34 protein-coding genes are annotated in these 25,651 nt (G+C 69.6%); 17 read left to right on the forward strand and 17 right to left on the reverse strand.

The annotated features are described in order from the left end of the window. Positions 1 to 79: 79 nt before the first annotated feature. Complete coding sequence (locus tag ACWCSU_RS06570; protein WP_449934012.1) at positions 80 to 1,705, reverse strand: MFS transporter; 1,626 nt, start codon at positions 1,703 to 1,705, stop codon at positions 80 to 82. 90 nt (positions 1,706 to 1,795) lie between these two features. Between ACWCSU_RS06570 and ACWCSU_RS06575 the strand changes: the two genes are divergently transcribed. Further along, positions 1,796 to 2,326 (forward strand): TetR/AcrR family transcriptional regulator, encoded by a 531-nt coding sequence (locus ACWCSU_RS06575; protein ID WP_449934014.1) that lies wholly within the window; start codon positions 1,796 to 1,798, stop codon positions 2,324 to 2,326. Between the two features lie 278 nt (positions 2,327 to 2,604). Here ACWCSU_RS06575 and ACWCSU_RS06580 read toward each other — a convergent pair whose 3' ends face one another. Continuing rightward, positions 2,605 to 3,489 (reverse strand): SDR family oxidoreductase, encoded by an 885-nt coding sequence (locus tag ACWCSU_RS06580; protein WP_449934016.1) that lies wholly within the window; start codon positions 3,487 to 3,489, stop codon positions 2,605 to 2,607. Positions 3,490 to 3,603: 114 nt separating this feature from the next. On the opposite strand from ACWCSU_RS06580, the gene ACWCSU_RS06585 reads away from it, so the two are divergent. Continuing rightward, a complete protein-coding gene (locus ACWCSU_RS06585; protein ID WP_357698447.1) occupies positions 3,604 to 4,536 on the forward strand; it encodes a LysR family transcriptional regulator in 933 nt (310 codons plus the stop codon). 219 nt (positions 4,537 to 4,755) lie between these two features. After that, positions 4,756 to 5,004, forward strand: coding sequence for a hypothetical protein (locus ACWCSU_RS06590; protein WP_449934018.1), 249 nt, complete (start codon positions 4,756 to 4,758; stop codon positions 5,002 to 5,004). Positions 5,005 to 5,071: 67 nt separating this feature from the next. Here the strand turns inward: ACWCSU_RS06590 and ACWCSU_RS06595 are convergent, their stop codons facing one another. Next, the gene (locus ACWCSU_RS06595; protein ID WP_357698442.1) at positions 5,072 to 5,665 is read right to left on the reverse strand and encodes a TetR/AcrR family transcriptional regulator; all 594 of its coding nucleotides are present in this window, start codon (positions 5,663 to 5,665) and stop codon (positions 5,072 to 5,074) included. Between the two features lie 311 nt (positions 5,666 to 5,976). Here ACWCSU_RS06595 and ACWCSU_RS06600 point away from each other — a divergent pair, with 311 nt between their 5' ends. The 3 genes from ACWCSU_RS06600 to ACWCSU_RS06610 all read left to right on the forward strand — a co-directional run bounded on the left by ACWCSU_RS06600 (position 5,977) and on the right by ACWCSU_RS06610 (position 7,730). Further along, a complete protein-coding gene (locus ACWCSU_RS06600; protein ID WP_449934020.1) occupies positions 5,977 to 6,651 on the forward strand; it encodes a DUF998 domain-containing protein in 675 nt (224 codons plus the stop codon). Between the two features lie 314 nt (positions 6,652 to 6,965). Further along, on the forward strand, positions 6,966 to 7,220 hold the full coding sequence (locus ACWCSU_RS06605; protein ID WP_357698438.1) for a hypothetical protein: 255 nt from the start codon (positions 6,966 to 6,968) through the stop codon (positions 7,218 to 7,220). A gap of 363 nt (positions 7,221 to 7,583) precedes the next feature. Beyond that, entirely contained in the window at positions 7,584 to 7,730 is a 147-nt protein-coding gene (locus ACWCSU_RS06610) for a hypothetical protein (protein ID WP_357698436.1), read from the forward strand. Positions 7,731 to 7,927: 197 nt separating this feature from the next. Here ACWCSU_RS06610 and ACWCSU_RS06615 read toward each other — a convergent pair whose 3' ends face one another. After that, complete coding sequence (locus tag ACWCSU_RS06615) at positions 7,928 to 8,350, reverse strand: hypothetical protein (RefSeq protein WP_449934023.1); 423 nt, start codon at positions 8,348 to 8,350, stop codon at positions 7,928 to 7,930. A gap of 211 nt (positions 8,351 to 8,561) precedes the next feature. Here ACWCSU_RS06615 and ACWCSU_RS06620 point away from each other — a divergent pair, with 211 nt between their 5' ends. From ACWCSU_RS06620 to ACWCSU_RS06655, 8 genes are all read left to right on the forward strand, one after another. Continuing rightward, entirely contained in the window at positions 8,562 to 9,086 is a 525-nt protein-coding gene (locus tag ACWCSU_RS06620) for a DUF6461 domain-containing protein (protein WP_449934025.1), read from the forward strand. Between the two features lie 193 nt (positions 9,087 to 9,279). Continuing rightward, positions 9,280 to 9,489 (forward strand): hypothetical protein, encoded by a 210-nt coding sequence (locus ACWCSU_RS06625; RefSeq protein ID WP_357698431.1) that lies wholly within the window; start codon positions 9,280 to 9,282, stop codon positions 9,487 to 9,489. A gap of 133 nt (positions 9,490 to 9,622) precedes the next feature. Further along, positions 9,623 to 10,099 carry an NUDIX domain-containing protein gene (locus ACWCSU_RS06630; protein ID WP_449934027.1) on the forward strand — a complete coding sequence of 159 codons (477 nt, stop codon included), beginning with the start codon at positions 9,623 to 9,625 and terminating at the stop codon, positions 10,097 to 10,099. Positions 10,100 to 10,214: 115 nt separating this feature from the next. Further along, positions 10,215 to 10,445: a hypothetical protein gene (locus ACWCSU_RS06635; RefSeq protein WP_449934029.1), complete on the forward strand. Its 231-nt coding sequence runs from the start codon at positions 10,215 to 10,217 to the stop codon at positions 10,443 to 10,445. 87 nt (positions 10,446 to 10,532) lie between these two features. After that, positions 10,533 to 10,886: a hypothetical protein gene (locus ACWCSU_RS06640; protein ID WP_357698425.1), complete on the forward strand. Its 354-nt coding sequence runs from the start codon at positions 10,533 to 10,535 to the stop codon at positions 10,884 to 10,886. A 110-nt stretch (positions 10,887 to 10,996) separates the two neighbouring features. Beyond that, positions 10,997 to 11,794 (forward strand): GNAT family N-acetyltransferase, encoded by a 798-nt coding sequence (locus ACWCSU_RS06645; RefSeq protein ID WP_449934031.1) that lies wholly within the window; start codon positions 10,997 to 10,999, stop codon positions 11,792 to 11,794. 138 nt (positions 11,795 to 11,932) lie between these two features. Then, positions 11,933 to 12,079, forward strand: coding sequence for a hypothetical protein (locus ACWCSU_RS06650; RefSeq protein ID WP_357698421.1), 147 nt, complete (start codon positions 11,933 to 11,935; stop codon positions 12,077 to 12,079). Between the two features lie 43 nt (positions 12,080 to 12,122). Beyond that, a complete protein-coding gene (locus tag ACWCSU_RS06655) occupies positions 12,123 to 12,266 on the forward strand; it encodes a hypothetical protein (protein ID WP_357698419.1) in 144 nt (47 codons plus the stop codon). Between the two features lie 51 nt (positions 12,267 to 12,317). Here ACWCSU_RS06655 and ACWCSU_RS06660 read toward each other — a convergent pair whose 3' ends face one another. Next, positions 12,318 to 12,623 carry a hypothetical protein gene (locus ACWCSU_RS06660; RefSeq protein ID WP_357698417.1) on the reverse strand — a complete coding sequence of 102 codons (306 nt, stop codon included), beginning with the start codon at positions 12,621 to 12,623 and terminating at the stop codon, positions 12,318 to 12,320. A 111-nt stretch (positions 12,624 to 12,734) separates the two neighbouring features. Beyond that, positions 12,735 to 13,484 (reverse strand): LysR family substrate-binding domain-containing protein, encoded by a 750-nt coding sequence (locus ACWCSU_RS06665; protein WP_449934034.1) that lies wholly within the window; start codon positions 13,482 to 13,484, stop codon positions 12,735 to 12,737. A gap of 54 nt (positions 13,485 to 13,538) precedes the next feature. Between ACWCSU_RS06665 and ACWCSU_RS06670 the strand changes: the two genes are divergently transcribed. Then, positions 13,539 to 13,910: a DUF5997 family protein gene (locus tag ACWCSU_RS06670; protein WP_357698414.1), complete on the forward strand. Its 372-nt coding sequence runs from the start codon at positions 13,539 to 13,541 to the stop codon at positions 13,908 to 13,910. 62 nt (positions 13,911 to 13,972) lie between these two features. Here the strand turns inward: ACWCSU_RS06670 and ACWCSU_RS06675 are convergent, their stop codons facing one another. The 7 genes from ACWCSU_RS06675 to ACWCSU_RS06705 form a co-directional block, all read right to left on the reverse strand. Further along, complete coding sequence (locus tag ACWCSU_RS06675) at positions 13,973 to 15,337, reverse strand: TrpB-like pyridoxal phosphate-dependent enzyme (protein ID WP_449934036.1); 1,365 nt, start codon at positions 15,335 to 15,337, stop codon at positions 13,973 to 13,975. A 34-nt stretch (positions 15,338 to 15,371) separates the two neighbouring features. Next, a complete protein-coding gene (locus ACWCSU_RS06680) occupies positions 15,372 to 16,028 on the reverse strand; it encodes a transglutaminase-like domain-containing protein (RefSeq protein ID WP_357698410.1) in 657 nt (218 codons plus the stop codon). Continuing rightward, positions 16,025 to 17,179: an acyl-CoA dehydrogenase family protein gene (locus tag ACWCSU_RS06685; RefSeq protein ID WP_357698408.1), complete on the reverse strand. Its 1,155-nt coding sequence runs from the start codon at positions 17,177 to 17,179 to the stop codon at positions 16,025 to 16,027. The genes ACWCSU_RS06680 and ACWCSU_RS06685 overlap by 4 nt, the downstream gene beginning before the upstream one ends. A gap of 15 nt (positions 17,180 to 17,194) precedes the next feature. Continuing rightward, entirely contained in the window at positions 17,195 to 17,569 is a 375-nt protein-coding gene (locus ACWCSU_RS06690; protein ID WP_357698407.1) for an ectoine synthase, read from the reverse strand. Next, complete coding sequence (locus tag ACWCSU_RS06695; protein ID WP_357698405.1) at positions 17,566 to 17,835, reverse strand: acyl carrier protein; 270 nt, start codon at positions 17,833 to 17,835, stop codon at positions 17,566 to 17,568. Before ACWCSU_RS06695 ends, ACWCSU_RS06690 begins: the two co-directional genes overlap by 4 nt. A 75-nt stretch (positions 17,836 to 17,910) precedes the next feature. Continuing rightward, a complete protein-coding gene (locus tag ACWCSU_RS06700; RefSeq protein ID WP_357698403.1) occupies positions 17,911 to 19,368 on the reverse strand; it encodes an AMP-binding protein in 1,458 nt (485 codons plus the stop codon). Positions 19,369 to 19,496: 128 nt separating this feature from the next. Next, complete coding sequence (locus tag ACWCSU_RS06705) at positions 19,497 to 20,408, reverse strand: DMT family transporter (protein ID WP_357698401.1); 912 nt, start codon at positions 20,406 to 20,408, stop codon at positions 19,497 to 19,499. A gap of 421 nt (positions 20,409 to 20,829) precedes the next feature. On the opposite strand from ACWCSU_RS06705, the gene ACWCSU_RS06710 reads away from it, so the two are divergent. Then, positions 20,830 to 21,240 (forward strand): hypothetical protein, encoded by a 411-nt coding sequence (locus ACWCSU_RS06710; RefSeq protein WP_357698400.1) that lies wholly within the window; start codon positions 20,830 to 20,832, stop codon positions 21,238 to 21,240. A 240-nt stretch (positions 21,241 to 21,480) separates the two neighbouring features. Then, complete coding sequence (locus ACWCSU_RS06715; protein ID WP_357698399.1) at positions 21,481 to 22,632, forward strand: serine hydrolase domain-containing protein; 1,152 nt, start codon at positions 21,481 to 21,483, stop codon at positions 22,630 to 22,632. Positions 22,633 to 22,654: 22 nt separating this feature from the next. Here the strand turns inward: ACWCSU_RS06715 and ACWCSU_RS06720 are convergent, their stop codons facing one another. The 4 genes from ACWCSU_RS06720 to ACWCSU_RS06735 all read right to left on the reverse strand — a co-directional run bounded on the left by ACWCSU_RS06720 (position 22,655) and on the right by ACWCSU_RS06735 (position 25,643). Beyond that, a complete protein-coding gene (locus ACWCSU_RS06720; protein WP_449934040.1) occupies positions 22,655 to 23,224 on the reverse strand; it encodes a DUF6624 domain-containing protein in 570 nt (189 codons plus the stop codon). A 70-nt stretch (positions 23,225 to 23,294) separates the two neighbouring features. Further along, a complete protein-coding gene (locus tag ACWCSU_RS06725; RefSeq protein WP_449934042.1) occupies positions 23,295 to 24,053 on the reverse strand; it encodes a MerR family transcriptional regulator in 759 nt (252 codons plus the stop codon). Positions 24,054 to 24,063: 10 nt separating this feature from the next. Next, entirely contained in the window at positions 24,064 to 24,948 is an 885-nt protein-coding gene (locus ACWCSU_RS06730) for a DUF2268 domain-containing protein (protein ID WP_449934044.1), read from the reverse strand. Positions 24,949 to 25,013: 65 nt separating this feature from the next. After that, a complete protein-coding gene (locus ACWCSU_RS06735; protein WP_449934046.1) occupies positions 25,014 to 25,643 on the reverse strand; it encodes an LUD domain-containing protein in 630 nt (209 codons plus the stop codon). Positions 25,644 to 25,651: the final 8 nt, after the last annotated feature.

Raw genomic sequence — 25,651 nt, forward strand, 5'->3', positions numbered from 1 at the left:
CATCCCGACATCTGGCCCGCAGCAACCTGGCGGTCGTGCTGGACACGGGGGGCAGAGAGATTGGGAACGGAATCCGGCGTCAACGGGGTTCTCTCAGGTCAGTGACCCCCTGCCGCTGGGGTCTTCCGGACGTGGTTGACACCGGATTCCGTTCCTCGAAGGCCCCCTCGTCATCGGCTTCGGCGAGGTCTGCCTGTGCGGACACGCCGCGGAGCATGATGCCCGCGAAGACCGCGACGGCGAGCAGGATCAGCGCGGCGATCCCGCCGGTCCGTGCCAGCGCGGTCGTGAACGAGTCGGTCGCGGCCATGGCCAGCGCCGCTCCGATCGCGCTCGGCAGCTCCTGGGCGTAGAACAGCGCGGCGGCGAGGGTCTCCTTCGCGGCCGCGAGCACGCCTGCGGGCAGTCCTGCCGGAGCGGCGTCCGCAAGGCCGGTGCGGTAGAAACCGAGGAGGACCGAGCCGAGGATCGCGGTGCCGAAGGCGGTGCCGAGCTCGTAGGCGCTCTCGCTGATCGCGGCGGCCTGGCCTGACTGCTCGGGACGCACCGAGCTCATGATGAGGTCGTTGGTGAGCGTCATGCCCACGCCGGCGCCGAGGCCGACGAGGCACAGAGCGATCGCGATCCTCCACGGTTCGGTGTCGGGAGTGAGCGTCAGGAGGGTCGCGAATCCGCCAGCGGTGATGAGCACGCCCACGGAGACGATGATCGAGGTGGGGATCCGCTTGACGAGCGCGGCGGCGATGAACCCGGCGAAGGCGGAGACGGCGGCCTGGGGCAGCATCCACAGCGCCGACTGGATGACGCTGAGGCCGACGACGAGCTGCAGGAACTGGGTGAGGGCGAACAGTGCTCCGACCAGCGAGAAGATCGACAGCAGGTCGGTGAGCACCGCCCCGGTGAAGGCTCGCACCTTGAAGAGGCGCACGTTGATCATCGGCACCGGCATGCGCAGCTGGCGGATCACGAACAGCGCGAGCAGGAGGAGCCCGGCGAAGAAGGTGACGAACCCGATGCCGGGCTCCTTGCCCTCGGCGAAGGTCTTCACGCCGTAGACGAACGAGATCATGCCCGCGAGCGAGAGCACGATGCTGGCGACGTCGATGTTTCCGGGGCTGGGGTTCTTGCTCTCCGGGACGAGGAACGGCGCGAGGATGAGCAGCAGCACCATGACCGGGATGTTCATGAGGAAGGCGGCGTGCCAGCTGAACGTCTCGATGATCCAGCCGCCCACGATCGGGCCTGCGGCGGCGCCCAGCGCGCCCATCGCCGACCAGACCGCCATCGCGGTCCGTCGCTGGTTGCGGTCGAGGAACATGTTGCGGATGAGGGACAGTGTCCCCGGCATGATCGTCGCGCCCGCGACCCCGAGCAGGGCGCGCGAGCCGATCAGCATCCACGGTTCGGTCGAGAGAGCGCCCAGGGTGGAGGCGATCGCGAAGACGACCGCACCGATGAGCAGCACCTTGCGCCGGCCGAAACGGTCGCCCAGCGTCGACATGGTGATGAGCAGGCCGGCGAGCAGCAGCGAGTAGATGTCGAGCATCCAGAGCTGCTGCGTGCCTGTCGGCTTGAGGTCCTGGGTGATGTCGGCCAGTGCGAAGACCAGCACCATGCCGTCGATCGCGATGAGCAGCATCGGCAGCACGAGCACGGCCAGTCCGATCCAGGTGCGAGTTGTCGCTCGCGGTGTGTTCTCGGTCATCTTCCCTCCAGACCAGTTACTACACCAAGTGGTATACTAACCCTGCGGAGACGAGGAGGGGACATGGCACGACCGAATGCGCGACCGGCGATGATCGAGGCGGCCCTGCGCGTCGTTGAAGAACGCGGCATCACCGCGCTCACCCTGGACGCGGTCGCGGCCGAAGCCGGGGTGACCAAACGCGGGCTGATCTACCACTTCCCGACGAAACACGCTCTGCTCACCGGTATTCACGAGTTCCTCGCCGACCGCGTCGAGCGGGGACTGCGCGAGGCGACCGGCAAAGAACCGGAGGAGGCGACGCTCGCCGAACGCACGAGGGGATACGTGCTGGCATGCACCGCAGCCTCCACACGTCTGGAGACGCGTCTGATCGCCGAGGCGGGCAACGAGCCCGACTGGATGGCTCCCTGGCAACGGGTCTACGACCGCTGGTTCCCCGGCGACGCGGCGCCGATCGATGAGCACGACGACGAGGCGATGCGGTGCCTCATGGCGCGCATGGCCGCCGACGGGTTCTGGGGATACGAGAACGCCCTGGGCGCCTCCTTGCCGACTGGGGCCAGGAAGCGACTCGTCGACGACATTCTTGCCCTCATCCCTGAGCCGCCGACGTCCTGAGCGGTTCGCCCGCCGCCTGGCTTGCCCGACGAGGGGGCCGGGCGACGCGATCTGCCCCAGTCGCCGCCGACCACCTGCTCGGCGGCGAGAACCGTCCGCCAAATAGTTGATCTTGAGTAGTGATCGGGCGACGGCTGGGCGTTTGTGCCGGTGACCCCTGGACTGCATGAGCGTCCGGCTGACCGCATGGGGTGCACGATCAACAACTGCGAGGCTGCCGCGTAGCTCAGCTGCCGGCCGGTCAGGACCGGGCAGGAGTGACCGGCGGAGCTGCGGGCTCAGCTCTTGAAGTAGTGTCCCGCGTTCAGATCGGCGATGAGCCCGGGTCGGCCGGGACGCCAGTCCAGCAGCTTCTGGGTCAGGGCGGAGGAGGCCGGCATGTCCAGCGTGACGAAGGAGGCCAGCCAGCCGAAGTGCTCGCCCGCCTCCCGCGCGGTGATCGCGGTCACCGGCACGCCGAGCCGGCGCCCGATGACGCCGGCGACGTCACGTACCGGCACACCCTCCTCGGCGACGGCGTGCAGCCGCGCGCCCGCGGGAGCCTCCTCCAGGGCCAGCCGGTACAGGCGGGCGGCGTCCAGCCGGTGCACGCTCGGCCACCGGGGGTCGCCGTCGCTCACGTACGCGGAGACGCCCTTCGCGCGGGCGATGCCGATCGCGGCCGCGACGAACCCCGGGTCACCCTCCCCATGCACCAGCGGCAGCCGCAATACCGAGACCCGCACCCCGCGCTCCGCGAACGACAGCGCCACCTGCTCGGCCGCCCCTCGGGGCGAATGCGTCCCCGGCTCGTCCTGCTCGGTGCCGACGCGGCCGGGCGGGAGCAGGCCGGTGCCCGAGGTGACCACGAGCGGCCGGCCGGACCCCGCCAGCGCCTCGCCGAGCGCCGCGATGGCTCGCCGGTCGGTCTGGTTGGCGGCCTCGAAGTTCGCGAAGTCGTGCACGAAGGCCAGGTGGATGACACCGTCGGCGGCGGCGGCCCCGTCGCGCAGGCCGGCGAGGTCGTCGAGCGAGCCGGGGTGGGGCTGGGCTCCGGCGGCCCTCAACGCGGCGGCGGCCTCATCCGTACGGGCCAGACCGGCCACCTGGTGCCCGGCCTCGATGAGCTCACGTACGGCGGCGGACCCCACGAAACCCGTGGCGCCGGTGACGAAAACACGCATGATGATCTCCTTCTTCAGCGGTGTTCCCATCGTCGGAGCCGGTGCCGTGCGGCGTCCAAAGCCTGTCGCTCATCGGGCGATACGTTTCAGGCATCACCGCAGTAGGCTGCGGGCATGCCCCAGTCGCCCGATCTCGATCTGCGGCTCGTACGCTACTTCACGGCCGTCGCCGAGCACCGGCACTTCGGCCGCGCCGCCGAGGCCCTGCACATCACCCAGCCGTCGCTGAGCCGACAGATCCGCGCCCTTGAGCGGCAACTGGGCGCCCTCCTGCTCGACCGAACCCCGCAGGGCACGCGACTCACCGAGGCGGGCGAGGTCTTCCTGCCCCGCGCGAAGACGCTGCTGCACGCGGCCGCCCGAGCGGCGGCGCAGGCCCGCGCCGCCGCTCGGCCCAGCCGGATCACCATCGGGTACACGATGGGCCTCATCGTCACGCCGGCCGTGCGCGAGCTGCGCCGCCTGCATCCGGATGCCGACGTACGCACCTCACACGTGGCCTGGAACGAGCCGCGCCCCGCTCTGCTCGACTACCGTGTGGACGCGGTGGTGACCCGGCTGCCGTTGGCGACTGATGGGCTCGACGTGACGATCCTGTATGGCGAGCCGCGCGTGCTGCTGCTCTCGCGCGACCACCGCCTGGCGGGCAGGGGATCCGTGACGCTCGCCGACATCGCCGACGAGCCGTTGCCCCGGCTGGCCGACCCGGACCCGGCCTGGGAGGCGTACTGGCGCATCGATCCCAGGCCCGACGGCCGCCCGGCCCCCGACGGCCCCGTCATCGCCGACATCGAGGACAAGTTCGAGCTGATCGCCGCCGGGGAGGCGGTGGCCATCGCGGGCGGCCCGACCCTTGTCAACCTCCGCCCGGACATCACCTCGATCCCCTTGGAGGGCGTCGAGCCGAGTCACGTCGTGCTGGCGACCCGGGCCGGCGACCGCAACCGCCTGGTGTCGGCGTTCCGCAAATCCGCCAGGGCGCTGCTCACCGGTTCGCGGGCAACCCTGAGGTCGCCGGAGGCTGCGGGTGGTCCGGCGGGTGGATGACGTATCACCTGCTCACCCGCCTGCTGGACCACCACACCCGGCAGGCGCCGCACCCCCCAATCTCCTGACACGAAACCAGCCACGCGCCTGTCGCCGCGACGCTCGCGCAGCAGGGTGGTGGCGGGCCTGCCGCAGCACCAGGTGCGAGATCATCATGCCTGCGGCCGCGGCCACGTCGGACGCGACCGCAGGCGAGGGCCGGACGACCTACCTGCCGGATTGCCTCACCTCGTACCCGGCGGCGGTGAGTACCTGGGTGGGGGCGCAGAGTCCGGCGGCCACGTCGACGCCGACCATGTGGACCAGCAGGGCGGCGCCATCGAACGCACTGCGCCCGAACTCCAGGCCAAGAGCCGCCACCAGCAACTCGCCAACATCCGCCGCATCTACGGCCCGGAGAAAGAGGCCCTCGGCGCCCTGGCCACGACGCCGGAGCGGCGGGCCCGATGGGGCGCCGCCGCGACGTGAGGCCCTGGCCTGAAGACTCTCCTCAGATGCCCGGATGGCGGCGGCTCACGACCCCTTGCGGCTGCGCTTATCCCCCTCCGGCCTCGTCGTAGGGCGCCCACCCCTTATCCAGAAGGTGGAACCCCGCATCGATGGCCGCCGCTGGATCGGGCTCACGGATGGCCATGAGCTGAATCTGCAGGGCAAACCGGACGTAGAAGCGGATCTCTTCGCTTGGCTCCTCCAGCCCGAATTCCTCGGTGATCACCGCGACCAAGGCATCCTCGTGGCGCAACCACATCTTCTCCGCGTAGTCGACCAGAGCCGGCGTCTCCTCCATGAGAGCGAGTATGTGACTCTGCGGCTCGGATTTGAGCGCGGCGATTTCGGAGAGGTAGTGGGCCTTCAGCGCGTCGGAGATCGAGGTCCCCGCCATGCGGCCACTCACCGCAGCAATCAGGCGTTCATGTCGCTCACCTTCGTCACTGAAGACAAGCGCCTCCTTGTGTGGGAAGTGTGTGAAGACCGTCTTGGGCGACACATCGGCCGCATCTGCGATCTCGCGCACAGTCACCGCATCGAAGCCGCGTGCAAGGAAAAGCGTCGTCGCCGCCTCCAGGATCGCCGCCCGCGTCGCCGCCTTCTTGCGCTCACGTCGGCCCGCCGTCGCTGCATCCACCATGGCGCATACTCTACACCCGGACACTAAGGATATTGACAGTAAAAGTAGTCTCGATGTAGTAATTGAGTGAGTTCAGTGAGAGGTTCTCGCTCATGGGCGTACTCGTTGACGGGTTGCCGGGCTCCTGGCCAATGAGGTCTTAGCCCAGCCGCTCGGCCTCCCCGGCGCGCCCGAAAATCGCCGCCGCCGATCGGGAGTCGCAGGCACACGCGAGCCGCGTCAATCTCCGGCGGGCCCTCCCGCCAACCCCGGCCATCAGAAAGGGACCGACCATGTCCGAAGCAATTGACTCACGGTCTAGAAGTCGCGAGATGCCTTCCCACGTGCGCTTGCCTCCGCAGCGCCGAGTGGCGGGAGCGTTGCTCGTCGCCGGGCCGGCGATCTTCCTGCTCGGGGAGTTTGTCGCCGCCGCAGCGTGGACCGACCCCGCCTACAGCTACACGCACCATTTCATCAGCAACCTCGGAGTCCACGGGCCCTCGACTCTGTTCGGGCAGTACATGTACTCGCCCCTAGCCTGGGTAATGAATGCCGGATTCCTCCTCTTCGGGATCACGATCCTGGCCGGAGTGGCCACGCTGCGCGATCTGTCGGACGGCCGCCGTTGGGCCATGCTCGCCCCCGCGACGCTGCTGGCCGTCGGCGGCGTCCTGCTCGCGCTGTTTCCCGGATCTGGCGAGGCACTCAACAACGGCACCGGCGAGTACCACAGCATGGGAGCCTTCGCCGGCTTCGTCGGTGGGAACGCGCTGGCCATCGTGCTCGGAAGCAGGTGGCGGCGCATCGGCATCTCTCCGCGAATGGGGCGAGCACTGATCACGGTCGGCATGATCGGTCTGCTCTCGATGGTGCTCTACCTCGCGATGATCTTTACCGCGGGCGACACCCCCATCGGCATCATCGGCCTCATCGAACGCGGCGCCGTTCACCCGTTCCTGATCGGCCTCATCTGCGCTGGAGCATCGATCTGGAAGCGGAAGACGTGAACGAACCCCTGCGTCCTCCGTCACCACGGAAATGGCAGCCTGACGCCGAACTCTTCGAGCACCCGGCACATGCAGGCAGAACTCCCGCTCGAACCGCGCCCGGCCCGCGCCCACGATCCACTCCACTCGCCCCGGCGGCTCGATCTTGGCCCCCGAGTAAGCCCGGTTCGCCGTACCGCTCCTGCTCGGGGGCCAAGGGGATCCTCCGACGACGTCGACCGGGCACCCACCGAGATCGCGGCCAGTGATGATCGGCTTTCCGAAGTTTCGGGAGTCGCCCATGCGCCCGCCCGCGGGTGCGTACCGTCAGGGCCGTGACCAGCCTGCCCGCACCCCCGCACGCCCCCGTCAACTCGCCGGTCGACCCGGTCGACCCGGGCGCTGTCGTCACCGACGCCAGCGCCCGCTTCGCCACACACCTGGAGCTGCTCGCCCACCAGCTCGGCGAGCACAGCCTGGACGACGCCGAGCGCGAGCGCCTGGCCGCCGCACTGGCCGGCGTGCAGTGGACAGTGGCCAAGGTCGGCGAGCTCATCATGACCTCCCCACCGCAAACAAGCAGCGCCTGAGCAAGCCGGCCCGCGTGCTGATCCCCAGGGGGATCGGTACAGATTTTTGGCGGCAGCGCTGAGGGCGGAGACGTTTCTCCAGCTCGCGGCCATCACTTCCGGGCTGGCACGACCGGACAGAATGACCACATTCGGTTCGGACAGGTCCAGCTGCGCCCGTAGTTGGCCTGTCGTTAACGGCGCTGTGACGAAGTACATTCGAAGGTCGTAAGCCCTGGTCAGCGCCGCTTTCTGAGGGTGAAGTCAGCGGGAGCGTCGGCGGGCCGCGGGGTCGTGTTCGGCGGTGATGCGGGCGGAGGTCTCCTCGCCCAGACGGACGTACCGGCCGAGGCTCCACTACCAACGCCTGTTCTTGGAGACCTTTTGGGAGAGCTGCTGGCGGCAGGGTTCGTGCTGGAGCAGCTGATCGAACCGCGCCCCACGGCCGACCTCCGGGAGATCGACGAAGCCGCCTACGACAGGCTCCACCAAGTGCCGTCCTTCCTTGCGGTGAAGCTGCGACGTCCTTGACCGCGAGCCACGGACCTCATCGCGTCCCGGAGACCGCTGAGGGCGCGGCACCGACCGAAGGTTCGGGCCATGCTGCGATCTTGAGAGCGGACGCAGCCGGTCGAGGCGGTGAGCACCGAGGCTCGGATGATCCAGTGTTCGGGGCTGGGCCGAGTTCTTGCCCAGGAAGATCGAGGTGGTGGCTTGCGGGCCGCATGTCAGGTGAACGCCGCCAGGATGGCCATGGCGCCGTCGTCCGAGTTGCTGATCGTCAGATAGACCTCTTGGCCATCCCACTCGGTGCTTACGCCGTCGAGTCCGTCGACACAACGGAGGCACCCGTCTTCTTCGGGATCATCGATCCGACTCCATCCCTTGGCGAGGAACTTCTCGAAAATCTGCTCGCTGGTCATCGTGCGTTGTGCGCTGAAGACAAGGGAACCGCCGCTTCCGGAGTCACAGTCGTCTTCTTCCATGACAGTCTCGGCGACGGTCACAGGGAGAAGTGCCAACACGATCTGCTTCAGTTGGTTGATCTCCTTCTTCGCCTGTGCCTCGCACATTGCTCCGCAGCCGGTCAATGCGGTGACGAAGACGGCACCTGCTGCGATGACTGCGCAGGTTCTCGTAAGGCGATTCATAAGTCTTCGACTCCAAGGACTCTCGGGCGCGGTGGCTGCGACAACGGATAGCCGCCCTGGCCGGGGACCGCCTGTGCGGTTGTCGTAGATACGGAAGGTGTCGAAAGGGAGCTGCCGAGGTTCGGGTGCCGAACTCGGTAATGGGCGGCGCAGTCGGTCGGCCATAGTCTGTCCCTCTCGAAAGGGCGCGTTTTTAGCAGATACGAAGGGGATGGGCAGTGTGTCGTCGATGGGGTATGGCTGGTTCGTCGAGGAGTGCCAGAAGGACAGTGATCTGGTCGGTGTGACGTTCGTGCGAGGCCTGTCGCCGGAGGAAGCGTTGCGTCGGATTGGAGCCGGTCCCGGGGACACCTCGCGCGAAGTGGGCATTGCCGCCTACGCGGCAGACGGAGGCGCGGTCCTGATTGATTATCATGGGCAGCCACTCCCGGAGACCCTCTCGCAAGGGACGGAGATGGCGAGGGTCATCACAGGCATCACCATGGACGAGTACTTCGTCTACGCCGTCGACGAGGTGGTGGTGACGGAATTCGAGCCGTTCTTCCCCGGCGGGCGGGACGGCACCGACCCTGACCACCTGCTGACCCATATGCGAGAGCTGAGCATGCCGCTGGACGGAGAGGCCGACACGGGGACCTCCACCGCTCTCGCCCTCGCGCTGGCTGCACGGGCCACCGGGGTCACCCTGACGCCGACCCACTACGCGGCCGAGCCCGTCGTCGGGTCGATCGACTGAAGGTGACGATCACGGATCTCATGGTGGCGGACGATCATTCCGCTGCAGGCAAGCATGTACCGTTTCGTGGCTACTCGGTGTCCCGGTGGACGGGCGGTACGGGCTGGGGCGGCTATCGGGACGGTTTTTGAGGGTGGCAGGCCGGGGCGGACGGTGGGACTCTGGGGGGCGAGGCGACCTGCTGGAGGAGATCGTGAATCACCCCGAGTTGACCACGAACATGGTCCTCGCCGCCATCCGGGACCACGAGTTCGCAGCCTACGACGTCCTGGTCAAGGAGTACCGGTCAGAGGCCGTGATCGCAGCGTTCACGGACGCGGCCAGGTCGGGCTTCACCAGCTTCGGTGTAGCGGTACATCTGGCGTCGTTGACGGACAAAGGACGTAAGCACCTCGCGGGCTGAACGGCGCGGTGGGTCTCACGAATGAGCCGTAGGCGGTTGTTCGCCTCGACCACGAGGCTGATTTCCAGCTTGCGGCTCCTGCCCTGGGCGGTGCGTCCCGGGGCAGGCCAGTGCCTTGGCGTAGGGTCGAAGTGTGAACGATCAGGGCGTTCCGCCGTTCGCCCGGGCCCGTGCCGCGTCCGGGGCGCTGTTCTTGGACGACCGTGGTCGTGTGCTTCTCGTCCGTCCTACGTACAAGCCGTTCATGGACATTCCGGGTGGGTGTGTCGAGCCGGGGGAGACCCCGTACGAGGCCTGCATTCGGGAGGTGCAAGAGGAGCTGGGTATTCGGCCGGCCATCGGGCGCCTTCTCGTGGTCGATTGGTCGCCTTCCCCGAAGGTGGGCGACAGGGTCCTGTTCGTGTTCGACGGCGGCACGTTGGACGACGCACTGCTCAGGCAGATCAGGTTCGTGGACAAGGAACTGAGCGCCTATGAGTTTCACTCCGTCGAAGAACTGGACGGATTGTTGATCGAGCGGCTTGCCCGTCGCCTCAAAGCGGCCGTCACGGCGCGAGAGCTTGGCGGGATCATCTATTTGGAGCGCGGCCAGGCCATTCCCGTCGAGTAACCATCTGAGTGGCAACGGTCTTCTGTCCGGGCCACGACTGCCTTCATGGGCAACCATTCGCGGCGGACGGTTGGGGGCTTTCCGCATTGTGGATGCGCATGGAAGGCTTTCCGCCGTGGCTGACTCGGATGAACCCGTACGGGATGAGAAGTCGAGAGACGATCGCGGCGAGATCGAAATGGTCGGTGCGGTCGGTACCGCGCTTCTCGTTCTCGGTGGAGCGCTGTGTGTCGGGGCGCTCGTGTTCGGCGATGGTGAGCCGACGTGGCAGATACTCGGCGTCTTCATGCTCGCAGTGGTCGCGGGGCTGGCTCTGCGTATCGAAGCGGCCATTCGTAGCCGGTGAGCGTTCTTCTTCTTGAGGTCTGAAGGGGCGTCGCGGCCTGACGGTCGGCCCCCAGGCCGGCTCGGCGACGGTTTCTCCGCCACCGCCGTGGACGAGATCTGCGCCAGGGTCGGTGTGACCCGTGGCGCGTTCTCGCCGCAGACCAGAAGGCTGGTCGAGGCGCCGGGGGCGCTCGGCTGGACCGCCATGCGGGACATCCAGGCGGGGTGCAAGGAGCAGATGCGCCGCGGGCTGGCCATCGCGATCGAGGCCGGGTGCATCCCGGACCGGCCGCTGGACCCCGTGACCTCACTGCTGTACGGGGGGATCTGCGAGAGCGCCCTGGACATCGCACGCGCCCCGGACCAGAGTGCCGCGCTGGAGGACTCGGTGGCGGAACTCGACCTGGTACTCGCCGGTGTCGCCCACCGGTCAGGTCGCGGCTGCGCGCACACGAGATGAAGGCGCCGATCCGGTGCGGCCACGGTTCTCAGGCCGTACCATCCGCCTTGGGATCAGGGAGCCGGGCCCGGCTCTGATGGCGCTGTTGCCTTGCGAAAGGGGCTTCTGCTGTGTCATCCCTCGAAGAGGCGCTGGAGTCCAGGGATCATCTCGTCGCCGTCTGGAGCGCCTTGGTGCGGGACCGGGGCGGCCGGGTCAGTACGGATGACGGCATCGTCCACATGTGGGCTGACAGCTCGTTCGGGTTCTGGAACACCGTGACCCTCGCCGGCGCGGACATCTCGGCGGACGCGCTCGGCGAACAGCTCACGCGGGCGGCGTCGTTCATGAGGGCCAGGTCCGAGAGCGGGTATCTGTGGGTCTTCGAGGATCTGCTGAGCTCCCGGGCGAAGGCGAGCCTGGCTCAGCGCGTCGCCGAGGCCGGTCTGGAGGTGGCGTTCTCGGGCCGGGGCATGGCGGGCGACCTGTCGGTGCCTGAGCCGTGCCATCCGGACCTGGAGTTCCGGCGGGTGGAGAGCGAGGAGCACCTCGCCGCGTACGGCGACGTCAACGCACGTGCCTACGGCATGACGCCCGAGGCGGGCAGGGCCGCCCTGGCGGGTTCGGAACTGTGGCGCGGCGACGTCCACGCCTATCTCGGATACCGCGACGGACGGCCGGTGACCTGCGCCGCCACCGTCGCCGGCCCGGGTTCGATCTTCCTGGCGCTCGTCGCCACCCTGCCCGAGGAGATGCGCAAGGGGTACGGCGAGGCCGTCACCCGTAAGGCGATCCACGAAGGTGCCAGGTGGAGCGGGCACCGGCGGCTGGTTCTCCACGCCACGCCGGCCGGGCAGCCCGTGTACGAACGGATCGGCTGTCGCGCCAACACGGCCATCCACTTCCTCCAGCTCGCCGCCGCGGGCTGACAGGCCGGGTTGCCGTCCCCAGGGGCGACGCGCTCCTCAGGAAGGCTGACCAGGGGCCGAGACCCTTTCGTCATGCCTACTTCGGATGATCACGGGTAGCGCTGTGCAACCACCCCAGCTACAGAAGTGGAAGCCGGCATGATCACTCTCATTCTGCTCATCCTCGCCCTGGCCTGCTTCGTCCTGTCCGCCTTCAACATCGGCGGAGCGCGCGTCAACCTGCTCGCACTCGGTCTGGCGCTCTGGGTCCTCAGCGAGATCATCCCGAAGCTCGGCGAGCTCTGACCCCCGGCGCCTGAGACCACCCCCGACGGGCAGGAACACTCACATGGACGCCCTCACCATCCTCGCCCTGCTGGCGCTCCTCGCCGGCATCCTGGTCGCCCTCACCCAGAAGGTGTGGCCCATCGCGTTGTTGTGCGGAGGTCTGTTCCTGTCCGTCCTCGCGGACGCCGGTCTCATCATCAGGTAGGCGAGCCCCCTCGCCTCCCCCCGGCGGGGAGAGGTGAGGGTTGCTCGTGCCTCAGCAGTAGGCGATGCCAGTGACGGTGAACGGGATGTTGTGGTACGGCGTGTACTCCGACCGCTGGCCAGGGGAGACGCAGGGGCCGCCCTCGGGCCAGGAGCCGACCTGCGGGTCGGGATGGGTGACCCGGATGACCACGGCGTAGTTGCCGGTGCCGCCGGTGCAGTACGCCCAGGCGGTCTTGCCGTCGCGGCCGGTGGTGCAGCCGGTCGGGGAGGCATGTGCGGGGGAGGCGGCGCCGGCTAACGCGACGGCGGTGAGGACGGTGGCGAGGGGCAGGGCCAAGTGCTTTCTCGCGCGCATGTGCTGACCTCCAGCGGGTCGTCAGGCAGTGCACTCTCAGGAAAGCTTCCTAAGAGAAACTAGTCGCGCCGTCCCCGGCGTCAAGCCCCTGCCCGGTGTCCGGACGAACGGTCAGCGGGGGCGGGGGCCCTTCTTCTTGCGGCCGGTCGGCGCGGCGCGGCGGCCCGAGCTTTTCTGGGCGGGCTTGGGGGACTGGCGTTGCGTCGGCTTCTGCGTTGGCTTCTGTGCCTGCTTCTGCGGAGGTGAGGCAGGGGCGCGGCCCCGGGAGCTGTTCGCCGTGCGGCCGCGCACGATGCCGATGAAGTCCTCCACCAGGTCGGTGGTCGCGTTCGTGGGCCAGGCCAGGGCGACCTGGGACTGGGGGGCGTCCGTCACCGGGCGGTAGGTGAGGTCTTTGCGGTGGTGGAGGCGGGCCAGTGACTGGGGGACGAGGAGCAGGCCGGCGCCGGAGGCCACCAGCTCGATCGCGTCGGCCGTCGTGGCGGGACGGGTGAAGGCCGGCTGTCCGGGCCGGGGCGTCCACTCGATGGTGTCGTCGAGGGGGTGGAAGATCTCCTCGTCGGCCAGGTCGGCGAGGGTCACCTCGTCGGCGGCGGTCACGGCGTGGTCCTTGGGCGCCACGACCACCGTGGTCTCGACGTAGAGGGGGATCGCGCTCAGGCCCTCGCGGTCGATCGGCAGCCGGACGAACGCCGCGTCGGCGTCGCCCTCCCGCAGGAGGCCCAGCGCCTCCAGGTTGGGGACCGTGAGCAGGGTCAGCGGCACGTCGGGCAGCCTTTCGGCCCAGACGCCGGCCCACTTGGCGGGGGTCACGCCGGGCACGTACGCCAGCCGGAAGCCGCTGCCTGTCTCGTCAGTCACGTCCTCAGGGTATCGATGTCGGGGACGGTGTTCCGACTGGCTAGGCTTGGGGCCATGACCTCGTCCAAACCGAAGAGCATCCAGACGATGAAGCCCGAGACGGCGGCCAAGAAGCTGGGTGTCCTTCTCTCGGCCACGCCCGCGGAGTTCCAGGCGGGTGTCGTCTCCAGGGACGAGCTGAACGAGCTGCAGGCCAAGCCGCCCGCGTGGCTCGCCGACCTGCGTCGTAACGGGCCGCATCCCAAGCAGGTCGTCGCCGCGAAGCTCGGCGTCTCGATCTCGGGCCTGCTCAGGGGCGGGATCACCGAGCCGCTCACCACCGCCGAGATCGACGCCCTGAAGGCGGAGAACCCCGACTGGCTGGAGCGGGAGCGGACCGTCCAGGCGGACAACCGCAAGGAGGCGCTCCGACTCAAGGAGCGCTAGCGGCGCGGGCCGGACGCGGTTGCGGCCCGCCTGATGGAGGCAGGCCGCGGTTCGCGATCCGGTCAGGCGCGGGCGAGGTCGGGGATGCTCGACAGCCCGTGTGCGAGGTCCTCGTCGGTCGGCTCGTCGTCGGGGAGCAGCCCGGCCTGGTACTTCTCGTAGGCGGCCAGGTCGAAGTGGCCGTGCCCGGACAGGGCGATCAGGATCGCCTTCGAGCGGCCCTCCTCGCGGCAGCGCAGCGCCTCGTCGATGGCGGCGCGCACCGCGTGCGCGGACTCGGGGGCGGGCACGATGCCCTCCTCGCGGGCGAACAGCACGCCCGCCTCGAAGCAGTCGTTCTGCCGCATCGCGACCGCCTCCATCAGCCCGTTCTCGACGGCCCGGCTGATCAGCGGCGAGATGTCGTGGGCGCGCAGCCCGCCGGCGTGCACGGGCGGCGGCACGAACCTGTGGCCCAGCGTGTGCATCCGCGACAGCGGGGTGAGGCGGGCGGCGTCGGAGTGGTCGTAGGCGATGCGGCCACGCGTCAGGGTGGGGCAGGCGACCGGTTCGGCGGCGATGAGCCGGATGTCGCGGCCGCGGCGGAGCTTGTCGCGCAGGAACGGGAAGCACATCCCGGCCAGCGTGCTGCCGCCGCCGCAGGGGCCGACCACGATGTCGGGATAGTCCTCGGCGAGCTCCATCTGGAGCATCGCCTCCTGGCCGATGACGGTCTGGTGCGCGCACACGTGGTTGAGCGAGCTGCCGCGCGTGTAGCCCAGCTCGGGGTTGGCGTAGGCGACCTCCAGCGCCTCGGACTTGGCGATCCCGAGGCTGCCGGGGTGGTCGGGGTCCTCGGCCAGCACGGCCCTGCCGGCCGCGGTCAGCGGGCTGGGGCTGGAGTTGCAGACCGCGCCGTACGCCTCCATCAGAGCCCTGCGGTACGGCTTCTGCCGGTAGCTGACGCCCACCATGAACACCTGCGCGCTCAGCCCGAACATCGCCGCGGCCGAGGCGATCGAGCTGCCCCACTGGCCCGCGCCGGTCTCGGTGACCAGCCCGGTCTTGCCGACCTGCTTGTTGTAGTACGCCTGCGGCACCGCGGAGTTGGGCTTGAGGCTGCCGACCGGCGAGACGCCCTCGTACTTGTAGTAGATGCGGGCGGGGGTGTCGAGGGCGCGTTCGAGGCGGCGGGCCCGGTAGAGCGGGGTCGGCCGCCACTGGCGGTAGATGTCGCGGACCGGGCCGGGGATCTCGAACTCCGGCTCGGTGCTGAGCTCCTGGTCCACCAGCGGTTCGGCGATCGTCCTGCACAGCTCGGCGCGGCTGATCGCCGCGCCGGTGGCCGGGTCGAGGATGGGGGCCGGCTCGCCGAAGTCCGCGGCGATGTTCAGCCACGTGTACGGGATGTCGTCCTCGTTCAGGGTGTATTTGACGCGCTCGTTCAACGGATACCTCTCAAGGGGACTTCGTCGATGGGTGTCAGACGCCCGCTTCCGCGGCCAGCGAGCCCTGCACGGTCTGGTCCCGGCCGCCCAGCAGCCCGGGGTGGGCGGTCCGGAACCCCTCCAGGACCAGCTCGTAGGGGAAGTCGTCGAACTCGCCGTGCCAGTGCAGGAACTCCATGTGGCGCCGGCCCGACTCGTCGTGCGGGTGGTAGACGCTGTCGGCGGCGCCGTCGAACTCCAGGGGCTTCAGGCGGTACAGCCGGCAGAGCAGCTTGTTGAACACGGGGGTGGCCTTCACCCAGCGGCCTTCGAGCTGGACGGAGACCAGGCCGTGGAAGCGGAACACGTCGCCGCCGACGAGTTCCTTGAGCCGCCCGGAGGCCAGGTGGTTGCGCACGTCGGCGAACACCAGCCGGGACGGGATGCCGAGGGAACGGGCGGCGGCGGCGTACACGACCGACTTGTGCAGGCAGAAGCCGCTGCCGCGGGCGATGATCGTGCTGGCCCGCAGGCCGTCGCGGGACATGTCGATGTCGTAGACGTCGTACAGGATGTCGTCCCGCACCTTGTAGTACAGGCGCACGGCCTGCTCGGTGGGGGTGGTGGCGCCTTCGACGGCCCGTTCGGCGAACTCGCGCACCACGGGGTGGCCGGCGTCGAGGAACTTCGTGGGGGCCAGGTCAGCGGTCATGTGTGTGACTCCTTGAGGCCGAGCATCCGGGCGATGCGGATCCGTTGCATCTCCGAGGTGCCGGAGTAGATGGTGCCGCCGACCGCGTCCCGGAGGTCCTTCTCCAGCCCGGTCCCGGTCAGGTAGCCGCTGCCGCCGAAGATCTGGATCGCGGCCAGCGCCGACCTGACGTTCGCCTCGCTGGCCACCACCTTGGCGATCGCGACGTCGGTGGCGACGTCCCGGCCGGCCACGAAGCCGCGCGCGGCGTCGTACAGCCAGCGCCGCGCGGTCTCCACGTCGATCTTCATGTCCACGATCCGCCCGGCGACCAGCTGGAACGAACCGATCGGACGGCCGAACTGGCGGCGCCGGGAGGCGTGCTCGACGCAGCGGTCCAGCCGGTGCCGCATCGCGCCGACCTGGACGATGAAGGAGCACAGGATCTCCCACCGCATCACGTGCTCCAGCACGGTGAACCCCATGCCGGGCCGGCCCACCACGTTCCCGGCCGGGACGCGGCAGTCGCGGAAGGTCAGCTCCCCGAGCGGCGACGTGCGCAACCCCATCTTGGGCACGTCCGGGCCGGTCAGCAGGCCCGGGGTGTCCTTCTCGACCAGGAAGGCGGTCAGGCCGAACGGGCCCAGGTCCCGGTCGGTCACCGCGTAGACCACGAACAGGTCGGCGACCGGGCCGTTCGTGACGAGCACCTTGTCGCCGTCGAGGATCCAGTCGTCGCCGTCCTGTTTGGCGGTCATGCCCATGCCCAGCACGTCGGACCCGCCCCCGGGGTCGGTGATCGCGTGCGCGGTGATCGTCGTCCCGTCGCAGATGCCGGGCAGGTGGCGGGCCTTCAGTTCGGGGCTGCCGAAGCGTTGCAGCGGGATCCCGGCGCTCACGATCTGCGTGCAGAGCGAGAAGCAAAGCCCGCCGTCCCGGCAGCCCTCGCCGAGCCCCTCCAGGACGTACATGGTGCTGAGCAGGTCCAGGCCGCGGCCGCCCCACTCGGGGGCGAACGGCAGGCGCAGCAGGCCGGAGGCGCGCACCTGCTCCCACTTCTCCGCGGGCAGGCCCGCCGCCCGATCGGCTTCCAGGTGGCCTTCGCCCAGCACCTCGTACCAGTCCGCGAACTCGGCCCGGAGCTCGCGGTGTGTGTCGCTCCACTCGTCCATGGGTGACCAGATCCGTCAGTAGTGGGAGAACTGAGCCTCAGCCAGCCGGTGGCGCTCGTCGCCCTGCAGCGCGGGGGAGAAGACGCAGATCAGCCGCAGGTCCTCGCCGGGGTCGGCGATCAGGTGGTGCGGGTCGTTCTGGTCGAGGGCGTACATGGTGCCCGGCTCCAGGACGTGGTGGCGTCCGTCGGCGTCGATCACGGCGCCCCGCCCGCTGATGCAGTAGCACGCCTCCAGGTGCTTGCGGTACTGGAGGGGGGAGCTGGTGCCGGCCCAGACGATCGTGTCGGTGAGCGAGTAGCCCATGCCGTCGCGCTCGACCAGGAAGCGGTGGCTCAGGCCGTTCCCCCACTCGACCGGCGTCACGTCAGAAATCTTGCGGATGATCATTGCAGTGTCCGTTCTGCTGGTGCTGATAATGCGTTTCCGACGAATTCACGAATGGCCGCCACGGTCCGGAAGTTCTCCGGGGCGATGTCGAGCTCGTCGACCGGGACGTCGAACCTGTCCTTGATCCAGCCGATGAGCTTCAACAGGCCCAGACTGCTGATGACCCCGTTGCGGAAAAGGTCGTAGTCGGCCTCGAGTTCGTCGGGCGGAGTATCGGGGAGATACTCGGTCACCACGAATTCTTTAATCTGGCGTGTGATGTCCACGAAAGGCAGCATCACACGCGCGCGCACGCGGCGGCATCTCCGAGAATGCGCGTGCCCGCAATATGGCTTTGCGTGTCAGCCGATGCGCTTCCGGTCCACCTTTCCGGTCGAGGTACGCGGGAACGGCTGCTCGACCAGCCTGATGGCGGACGGGATCGCGGCCCGCGGCAGCCGCATCGCGCAGTGCGTACGCAGGCGCAGCCCCGACAGCCGCCCCGGCCCGGTCCCGCGGACGAACGCGGTCAGCCGGGTCTCGGCCCCGTCCACGGCCGGGACGACGGCGGCCTCCACGACGTCGTCGTGCTCCAGCAGCACCCGCTCGATCTGCTCCAGGTTGACCCGGATGCCGCGCACCTTGAGCTGGAAGTCGTCCCGGCCGACGAGGAACAGCCGGCCGGCGGCGTCCCGGCGGACCAGGTCGCCGGTGCGGAACCAGCGGCGGCCGTCGGGCCCGGTCACGAACCGGCCGGTCGCCGCCGCCGGGTCCGGCGTCACGTACCCGGTGGTCTGGAACGGCGTCCAGACCAGCAGCTCGGTGCCGCCGTCGTCCGGCGGGACGGGCGCCAGGTCCGGGCCGAAGGCGGCGACGACGCCGGGCAGCGGCCGGCCGATCGGCAGGGGGCCGGGCCCGGCGGCCTCGGCGGCGTCGAACTCGTGCCAGAAGCTGTCGTTGGTCTCGGTGCAGCCGTAGACGTTGTGCAGCCGGGCGCGCGGGAACCTGCGCGGCAGGCCGGCGCGCAGGGGGACCGGCGCGTGGTCGCCGGTGACGACGACGTGCCGCACCGCGGGGAAGACGCCCTCCTCCAGCAGCTGGTACAGCATGGGAACGCCCTGGACGACGGTGACCCGCGAGGCGGTGAAGAAGTCGGTGACGTAGCGCGGGTTGGCGGCCAGGGCCGGGTCGACCAGGGCGACGCATCCGCCGTGCCGCAGCGTGGCCCACACGTCCAGCAGGCACAGGTCGAAGTTGAGCGGCGCGTAGTTGAACACCACCTCGCCGGGGCCCAGGCCGAACGCCTCCCCGGCCCAGCCGGTGAACCGGGCCACCGCGCCCGCCGGCAGCGGCACGATCTTCGGCGCGCCGGTCGAGCCGGAGGTGGTCAGCATGAACGCGGTGTCCTGTTCGTCGACCGCGACCGGCTCCGGGACGGCGGGCCCGTCGCCGTGCCCGCCGATCACGGTGGTGACCACGTCCGGGTGCTCGGCGGCGTCCTCGGGGGTGGCGGCGAGCACCTCGACGCAGCCCGCCCGCGCGCACAGCTCGCCGAGCGCGACCGTGCCGAGGTCGATCGGCGGCAGCAGCAGCGGCCGGCCGGCCGCCAGGCAGCCGAGCACGAGCGCGACCGCCTGCGGCGATTTGCGGGCGAGCACCGCGACCGGGCCCGGCGGAAGGGCGTCCAGTTCCTTTTGGGCCCGTCCGGCCCGTGCGGCGAGTTCGGCGTAGCTGACGATTTCCGTCCGGGTGCGCAGCGCCGGCGCGGACGGTTCTCTCTTGGTGTGCGCGATGAAATCGCGGAGCAATTCTGTGGTCATCGGAGGTCACCCATCGATTTCTTGGTTGCCGGATACCAATGATTTTGTTCGATGTGCGACTTCGGTATCGGGAACGCGGGCTTCAGCTAATTGCCCGCGCCCGGCAGCTTCCTGTCAGCGAGAAAGGGTCAGGACCGTACTTCCAGTTCTTCCGCCCGCTCCGGCGGGGCCGCGGGGGCGGGCGTCTCCTCCTCGGCGCGGGTCGCCAGCACGCACCCGCCCAGGATCAGCACGAACGAGACGACGATCAGGGCGGTCAGCGGCTCGTCCAGGATCAGCACCCCGGCGACGATCGCCACCGCCGGGTTCATGTACGTCGACACCAGCGCCCGCGACGGCCCGGCCTCCTTGATGAGCTCCACGAACACCACGAACGCCAGCCCGGTGCAGACCACGCCCAGCCCGGCCAGCGCCGCCAGCACCTGCCCGCTGGGCATGGCGGACGGCCAGGTCCAGATCGCGGCGGGCGTGTAGACCAGCGCGGCCAGGGTGAGGCAGGCGGCGGTCAGCGGGAGGGTGGGCAGGTCGCGCAGGTACCGGTCGGCGATGAGCGGCGCGATCGAATAGCAGAGCGCGGTCAGCAGCACCTCGCCCATCGACCAGGCGTCTCCGCCGCTCAGGTGCGGCCCGGCCAGCACGGCGACGCCGGCCAGCCCGACCACCAGCCCGGCCCAGCGGGCCCTCCCGAGCCGTTCGCCGCCGCCGCTCAGGCGGGCCAGCGCCACGCCGAGAATGGGGGCCGCGGCGATCAGCAGGCCGCTGGTGGAGCTGGTCAGCCGGCGTTCGGCGTCCGACAGCAGCCACCAGGGCGCCAGGATCTCCAGGAAGGCGAACGCGATGACCGGCCGCCAGTACCGCCGGACCATCGCGAGCTGCCCGCCGCGGATCGCCAGCGGCAGGAGCAGCGCGGCGCCGATCGCGGTGCGCGCGAAGACCAGCACGGGCACCGGCACGCCGCCGACCGCGACCTTGATGAGGAGGTAGGGGATGCCCCAGATCACGGACATCAGCGCGAACAGCACCCAGCCACGGCGGCTCACATGCGGCTCCTTGGGATCGGGATGGACGGCCTGCTCGGGACGAGGGGCACGCGAGCGGCCGGCGACGGAACAGGGAGGGCGGGGACGGGAGCGGCGCCGGGGATGCGGGCCGTCGGCCTGCGTGAGACCGACGGCGAATCCATGAAAATCCTCCAGCCTATTCGCTGCCGCGCGACAATTCCCGCACGAAAGAATTTCTCCCGAGAATTGCACGGCGCCCGTGTCGCGGCTTCTTCCAACGTGCTCTTTCAGTGGACAATCGGCTCGATCCCAGGGGATGCTGGACGCGCGACCGGAGTGCCGCCGATCGGTGTCCTCGCAGGTCAGTCGCGAATCACCGGCTCTCGCCGGACGGCATCGGGCCGCTGGTCCCGCCGCGCCAAGCCGTGCACTGTCACCCTGAAACGGAGGGAAACCACCAATGACTGATAAATCCCCCAATCCCGCGCTCCGGCAGCTGGACGTCCTCATCGGCACCTGGCGGGTCAGCAACGTCGAGGACGGCGTGCCGGCCGACGCCGGCACCGTGCGCTTCGAGTGGCTGGAGGGCGGCAACTTCCTGGTCCAGCACGTCGACCTGGCCGACACCAAGGCCGTGGAGTACATCGGCTACGACGAGGAGAGCAAGACCCTCAAGTCGCACCTCTTCGGCCAGGGCGCCGAGATCCTGAAGTACACCTGGGAGGTCAGCGGCGACACGCTGACCATCTGGTACGGCGACCAGGGCTCGCCCGCCCGCTTCGTCGGCAAGTTCAGCGAGGACGGCAACACCAACGCCGGCGCCTGGGAGTGGCCCGGCGGCGGCTACCAGTCGACCATGACGCGGGCCTAGCCTTCCCGGTTCTCCGCCCGGCGGCCGAGGTCGCCGGGCCGCCCGTGTTCGCTAGGCGATCTGGCAGGTTCTTGTCAAGGATGACCGAAACATCCGTAAGATACGTGGCCTATTGCTACGGATGTGACTTGGGGGCCTGACGTGACGCTGCTGTCCCGGCGAAACCTTCTCAAAGCGGGCGCGATCGCGGTACCGGCCGCGGTCCTCGCGCCCGGAACGGCCGCGCGGGCGGCGAGGCCGATGCCCGGGGTCGAGATGTCGGGGATCGCCCCCGCCTCGCTGGCCGGGTTCGACAACGTGGTGAAGAAGTTCGTGCTGGACCGGCGGATCACCGCCGCGCAGCTCGCCATCATGAAGAGCGGCAAGATCGTCCTGGCCCGGGGCTACCGCTACAACGACTTCTCCAGGGCCCTGCCTACGGTGTCGCCGACGTCGTTGTTCCGGATCGCCAGCCTGAGCAAGAACATCACCTCCGCCGCGATCATGCGCCTGGTGCAGGACGGCAAGCTCAGCCTGTCGGCCAAGGTCACCCAGCTCCTCGGGCTCACCCCGCTCGACACCCGCATGGGACAGGTCACCGTACTGCGCCTCATGCAGCACCTCGGCGGCTGGGACCGCGACGTCTCCAAGGACCAGCTCTGGCTGGACCACACCATCTCGGCCGCGCTCGACGTGCCGCTGCCGATCAGCCACGCCGACATCATCAAGTACGCCACCGCCCGGCGGCTCGACTTCGACCCCGGCGCCAAGATGGTCTACAGCAACTACGGCTACCTGCTGCTGGGACGCGTCATCGAGAAGGTCTCCGGCATGTCGTACGAGTCGTACGTCAAGACCAAGCTGCTCAAGCCGCTCGGCATCACCCGCATGCGGCTCGGCCTCAGCCTCAGGAACGAGGCCGCGCCCGGCGAGGTCGCCTACGAGTCGCAGTACACGAACAAGTCCGTGGTGGACACCTCCGGCACCGTCGTCCCCTACCAGTACGGCGGCTTCAACATGCCCAACCAGGACGCCAACGGCGGCTGGCTCGCCTCCGCCGTCGACCTGGTCCGCTGGACGCTCGCCTTCGACAAGCCCGGCACGGTGCTGACCTCGGCCTCGATCGCCAAGCTGTTCGCCAAGCCGGAGATCGGCGTCAACCAGTACGGCTCCTGGTACGGCGGCGGCTGGTGGGTGCGCCAGGTCACCGGCCACCTCAACACCTGGCACGACGGCTCGATGCCCGGCACGTTCTCCTACCTGGCCCGGCTGCAGAACGGCTTCAGCTACGCGGTCGTGTTCAACCGCAGGGAGGAGACCGGGTCGCTCGACTTCGACACGATCGACGACGACATGAACAAGGTCAGCGTCTCCTCCTGGCCCACGACGGACCTGACGTCCCGCTACTTCTGAGGACGCCGGAAGGCCCGGGGGCTCACTTCGCCGACCGGAGCTCCTTCAGGTACTCCTTCAGCGGCTTGAGCCCCGCCGCCGCGCGCCGTTCGTCCACCCGTGCCTCGTCCTCGATCGGGGTGCGGGGGCGCCAGCGGCCCTCGGGGGTGGTCTCCCACTGCGTCCCGTACACCTGGGGCCTGTGCTCGGCCACCCGTACCCGGTCCACCAGGTAGGCCAGGTCGGACGGGTCGGCGTCGCCGTCGTCCACCGCCCGCCGCATCATCTCCAGGCCCCGGCGTTGCAAGGGCAGGTCGCGGTCGGCGTGCTGGACGAGCGCCCACGCCGCCCGCGCGCCGTCCTTGCCGACCAGCTCGAACCCCGGCCAGCCGTACGCGTCGAGGATCTGCCGGATGCGCTCGGTGTTGGCCTTCTCGACCCGGTCCCAGTCCTCCTGGCTGGCCTCCAGGGTGCGCTGCTCCTGGTCCGCCTTGAGCATCGTCAGCAGCTCGGCCCGCAGCGCCGGGTTCTTGGGGGCGTCTTTCTTCGGGGTGTCGCCGCACGCCGAGACCACGACCAGCGCCGCGAACAGCCACAGGAATAAGGCGCGCATGGCCCGATCATCACCCGGTCCGTCCGGAGATGCGAGGGGTGTCCGCGGCCCTTCCGGCGGCCGGCGTGGGTCACATCCGGGTCCGCGCGTACGCCTGGAGCGCGTCGCGGACGAACCGCGCGCCGTCGGCGTCGTCGTACATGGTGGCGAAGCGGGGATCGTCGACGTACATGTCGCCCAGGCAGGTCACCATCTCGATCGAGCGCTCCCGGTCGCCTTCGGCCGTGGGCGTGCCGGGGATCCGGCTCAGCCACCGGACGTGCCGGGCGGCCATCGCCTGGGCGGGTTCCGAGGTCGGCGAGATCCCCGACCGCGCCGCGGCGACCCAGGCGGCGACCAGGTCCTCGGCGGCCTGCTTCCAGGCTCGCTGCTGGTCGAGGGTCTTGCCGTGCCACCAGTCGTTGCTCACCCGGAACACGCGCTCGCCCCAGCGCGAGATCACCTCGTCCTTGTAGGGGTCGTTGAACCCGGCCAGCATGACGTCCTGCTGCGGTTCCGTCCCCGCGCGCAGGGCGTCGAGCGTGTCGCGCGCGGAGCGGATCTGCCGTTCGACGCGGTCCCGTTCCTCCTCCAGCGCGGTGATGTGGGCACGGAGCCCGTCGCGCACGTCGACCTCGTCGGTCAGGACCTCGGCGATGGCCGGCAGACCCATGCCGAGCCGGCGCATCAGCAGGATCCGCTGCAACCGGACGACCGAGGTGGAGTCGTAGTAGCGGTACCCGTTCGCGCCGACCCGGGACGGGGCCAGGAGCCCGAAGCTGTCATAGTGCCGCAGGGTGCGGCTGGTGACGCCGGCCCTGACCGCGAGTTCCTGGATCGTCCATTCCATCCCTCCAGTGTCACCCGCGGCCGAGCGTGGCCGCGATGACCTCCGAGCTGTCGGCGTGCAGGGCCTGCACCGCGCTCTGCCCGGTCGCCGCCAGGTAGGCGTCGACCAGGCGGTTGCCCGCGGCGTACCCGGCGCCCATCGGCAGGCCCACCGGGGTGAGGCCGAAGCGCTCGGCGCTGGGGTCGCCGTGCACCCAGGCGGTGAAGTTCTGCATGCCCGTCACGTCGAGCCCGGTGAGCACCTTGTCGAAGACGGCGTCGTCCTTCAGGTGCGGCACGCCGAGGCGGGCGTGGCCGAGCTCGTCGCCGTAGAGGCTGCGGGCGAAGGCGTCGGCCAGGCCCTCGGAGACGATGTGCTCGCCGACGGTGACGGTCATCGGGTCCCACACCACGCCGCCGGGGCTGAACCTCAGGTTGTGGTGGAGCTCGTGCACGACGGTGGCCTCCAGCCGCTCCACGTTCTCGGGGAAGGGCCACAACGTGATGGCGATGTTGCCCGAGATGCCGCCGAACCCGGTCACTCCCAGGCAGGGACCCATGAAGTGCTGGTCGGCCGGATCGCCGAGGACGAACAGCACGGTGATGTCCGGGGCCTCGAACCCCGGCGTCGCCTCCAGCAGCACGGCGAGAGCGTCGTCGAGCGCCCGCCGCATCCGCTCCCAGGCTCCGGCCGCCGCCAGGGTCTCCAGCGCGTCGAGGCAGCGCTCCTCGTCCCGGTCGATGGGGAACCCGGACGTCTCGCGGTGGATGGCCACCAGGTCGATCTCGCCGGGCTGGTAGCGGTACATGCCGCTGTTGGGCTCCAGCATCGAACGCAGCAGACCGGCGCGCTCCGCGACGGGGGCCAGCAGAATCCGCCGCATGGCGGAGTAGGTGTCAAGAAGGTTGATGGACATGGCCCGGATGCTAGAAGTTGACGCAGCGTCAAGGTCAAGCCGGTGGGTTCCGGGCCGGCGGCGGGTCAGAATCCGATGGGCTCGCGGAGCAGCAGGACGGTGCCGCGTCCGGGCTGGTACTCGGCGTGGAGGATGAGCAGGCGGTTGACGGCGCTGGGCGACCCATAGACCGTCAGGGCACGGGCGTTCTCCAGCGGCAGGCAGTGCTCTTCGACGCGGCGCAGCGCGGTGCTCAGGTCGGGCACCACCTTCTGCGCCCCGACGACCCAGATCGCGCGGGCGGCGCCGCCGGCGTAGCCGGGCAACTGGCTGCCGCTGCCCGAGGCGATCACGATGGAACCGGTCTCGGTGACCGCGTGGACGCTGCCCACGGCGACGTCGGGGCTGGCGCGCAGCCGCCGGATCTCGTCCGCCTGGGTGCTGCGGTCCATGGCCAGGGTGCGCGGCTTGACGGCCTCGTACCGGGTGCCGGTGTTGAGGTCCTCCTCGATGCCGGACAGGCGGAGGGTCTCGCTGGCCCCGGTGAACACGCCGGCTCCGGCGGGGATCAGCTCCCTGACCCGGGCACGCGCGGCGGCGGCGTCGTCGAGGATCTCGACGGTGAAGCCGTGCGCGGTCAGCGCGGCGGCCGCCCGCTCCAGGCGCTCCGAGGACGCCGCGTCGGCGAAGGGGGGTTCCGTGATGGAGATGGTCATGATGTCCC

This window comes from Nonomuraea sp. NPDC001699 (assembly GCF_053596455.1).

What these genes read in the sequence shown, in the direction of transcription:
- ACWCSU_RS06570 (WP_449934012.1), bottom strand. Translation starts at nt 1,705, where the DNA reads ATGACCGAGAACACACCGCGAGCGACAACTCGCACCTGGATCGGACTG.
- ACWCSU_RS06575 (WP_449934014.1), top strand. Translation starts at nt 1,796, where the DNA reads ATGATCGAGGCGGCCCTGCGCGTCGTTGAAGAACGCGGCATCACCGCG.
- ACWCSU_RS06580 (WP_449934016.1), bottom strand. Translation starts at nt 3,489, where the DNA reads ATGCGTGTTTTCGTCACCGGCGCCACGGGTTTCGTGGGGTCCGCCGCC.
- ACWCSU_RS06585 (WP_357698447.1), top strand. Translation starts at nt 3,604, where the DNA reads ATGCCCCAGTCGCCCGATCTCGATCTGCGGCTCGTACGCTACTTCACG.
- ACWCSU_RS06595 (WP_357698442.1), bottom strand. Translation starts at nt 5,665, where the DNA reads ATGGTGGATGCAGCGACGGCGGGCCGACGTGAGCGCAAGAAGGCGGCG.
- ACWCSU_RS06600 (WP_449934020.1), top strand. Translation starts at nt 5,977, where the DNA reads ATGCCTTCCCACGTGCGCTTGCCTCCGCAGCGCCGAGTGGCGGGAGCG.
- ACWCSU_RS06615 (WP_449934023.1), bottom strand. Translation starts at nt 8,350, where the DNA reads ATGAATCGCCTTACGAGAACCTGCGCAGTCATCGCAGCAGGTGCCGTC.
- ACWCSU_RS06620 (WP_449934025.1), top strand. Translation starts at nt 8,562, where the DNA reads ATGGGCAGTGTGTCGTCGATGGGGTATGGCTGGTTCGTCGAGGAGTGC.
- ACWCSU_RS06650 (WP_357698421.1), top strand. Translation starts at nt 11,933, where the DNA reads ATGATCACTCTCATTCTGCTCATCCTCGCCCTGGCCTGCTTCGTCCTG.
- ACWCSU_RS06655 (WP_357698419.1), top strand. Translation starts at nt 12,123, where the DNA reads ATGGACGCCCTCACCATCCTCGCCCTGCTGGCGCTCCTCGCCGGCATC.
- ACWCSU_RS06660 (WP_357698417.1), bottom strand. Translation starts at nt 12,623, where the DNA reads ATGCGCGCGAGAAAGCACTTGGCCCTGCCCCTCGCCACCGTCCTCACC.
- ACWCSU_RS06670 (WP_357698414.1), top strand. Translation starts at nt 13,539, where the DNA reads ATGACCTCGTCCAAACCGAAGAGCATCCAGACGATGAAGCCCGAGACG.
- ACWCSU_RS06680 (WP_357698410.1), bottom strand. Translation starts at nt 16,028, where the DNA reads ATGACCGCTGACCTGGCCCCCACGAAGTTCCTCGACGCCGGCCACCCC.
- ACWCSU_RS06685 (WP_357698408.1), bottom strand. Translation starts at nt 17,179, where the DNA reads ATGGACGAGTGGAGCGACACACACCGCGAGCTCCGGGCCGAGTTCGCG.
- ACWCSU_RS06690 (WP_357698407.1), bottom strand. Translation starts at nt 17,569, where the DNA reads ATGATCATCCGCAAGATTTCTGACGTGACGCCGGTCGAGTGGGGGAAC.
- ACWCSU_RS06700 (WP_357698403.1), bottom strand. Translation starts at nt 19,368, where the DNA reads ATGACCACAGAATTGCTCCGCGATTTCATCGCGCACACCAAGAGAGAA.
- ACWCSU_RS06710 (WP_357698400.1), top strand. Translation starts at nt 20,830, where the DNA reads ATGACTGATAAATCCCCCAATCCCGCGCTCCGGCAGCTGGACGTCCTC.
- ACWCSU_RS06715 (WP_357698399.1), top strand. Translation starts at nt 21,481, where the DNA reads ATGCCCGGGGTCGAGATGTCGGGGATCGCCCCCGCCTCGCTGGCCGGG.
- ACWCSU_RS06720 (WP_449934040.1), bottom strand. Translation starts at nt 23,224, where the DNA reads ATGCGCGCCTTATTCCTGTGGCTGTTCGCGGCGCTGGTCGTGGTCTCG.
- ACWCSU_RS06725 (WP_449934042.1), bottom strand. Translation starts at nt 24,053, where the DNA reads ATGGAATGGACGATCCAGGAACTCGCGGTCAGGGCCGGCGTCACCAGC.
- ACWCSU_RS06730 (WP_449934044.1), bottom strand. Translation starts at nt 24,948, where the DNA reads ATGTCCATCAACCTTCTTGACACCTACTCCGCCATGCGGCGGATTCTG.
- ACWCSU_RS06735 (WP_449934046.1), bottom strand. Translation starts at nt 25,643, where the DNA reads ATGACCATCTCCATCACGGAACCCCCCTTCGCCGACGCGGCGTCCTCG.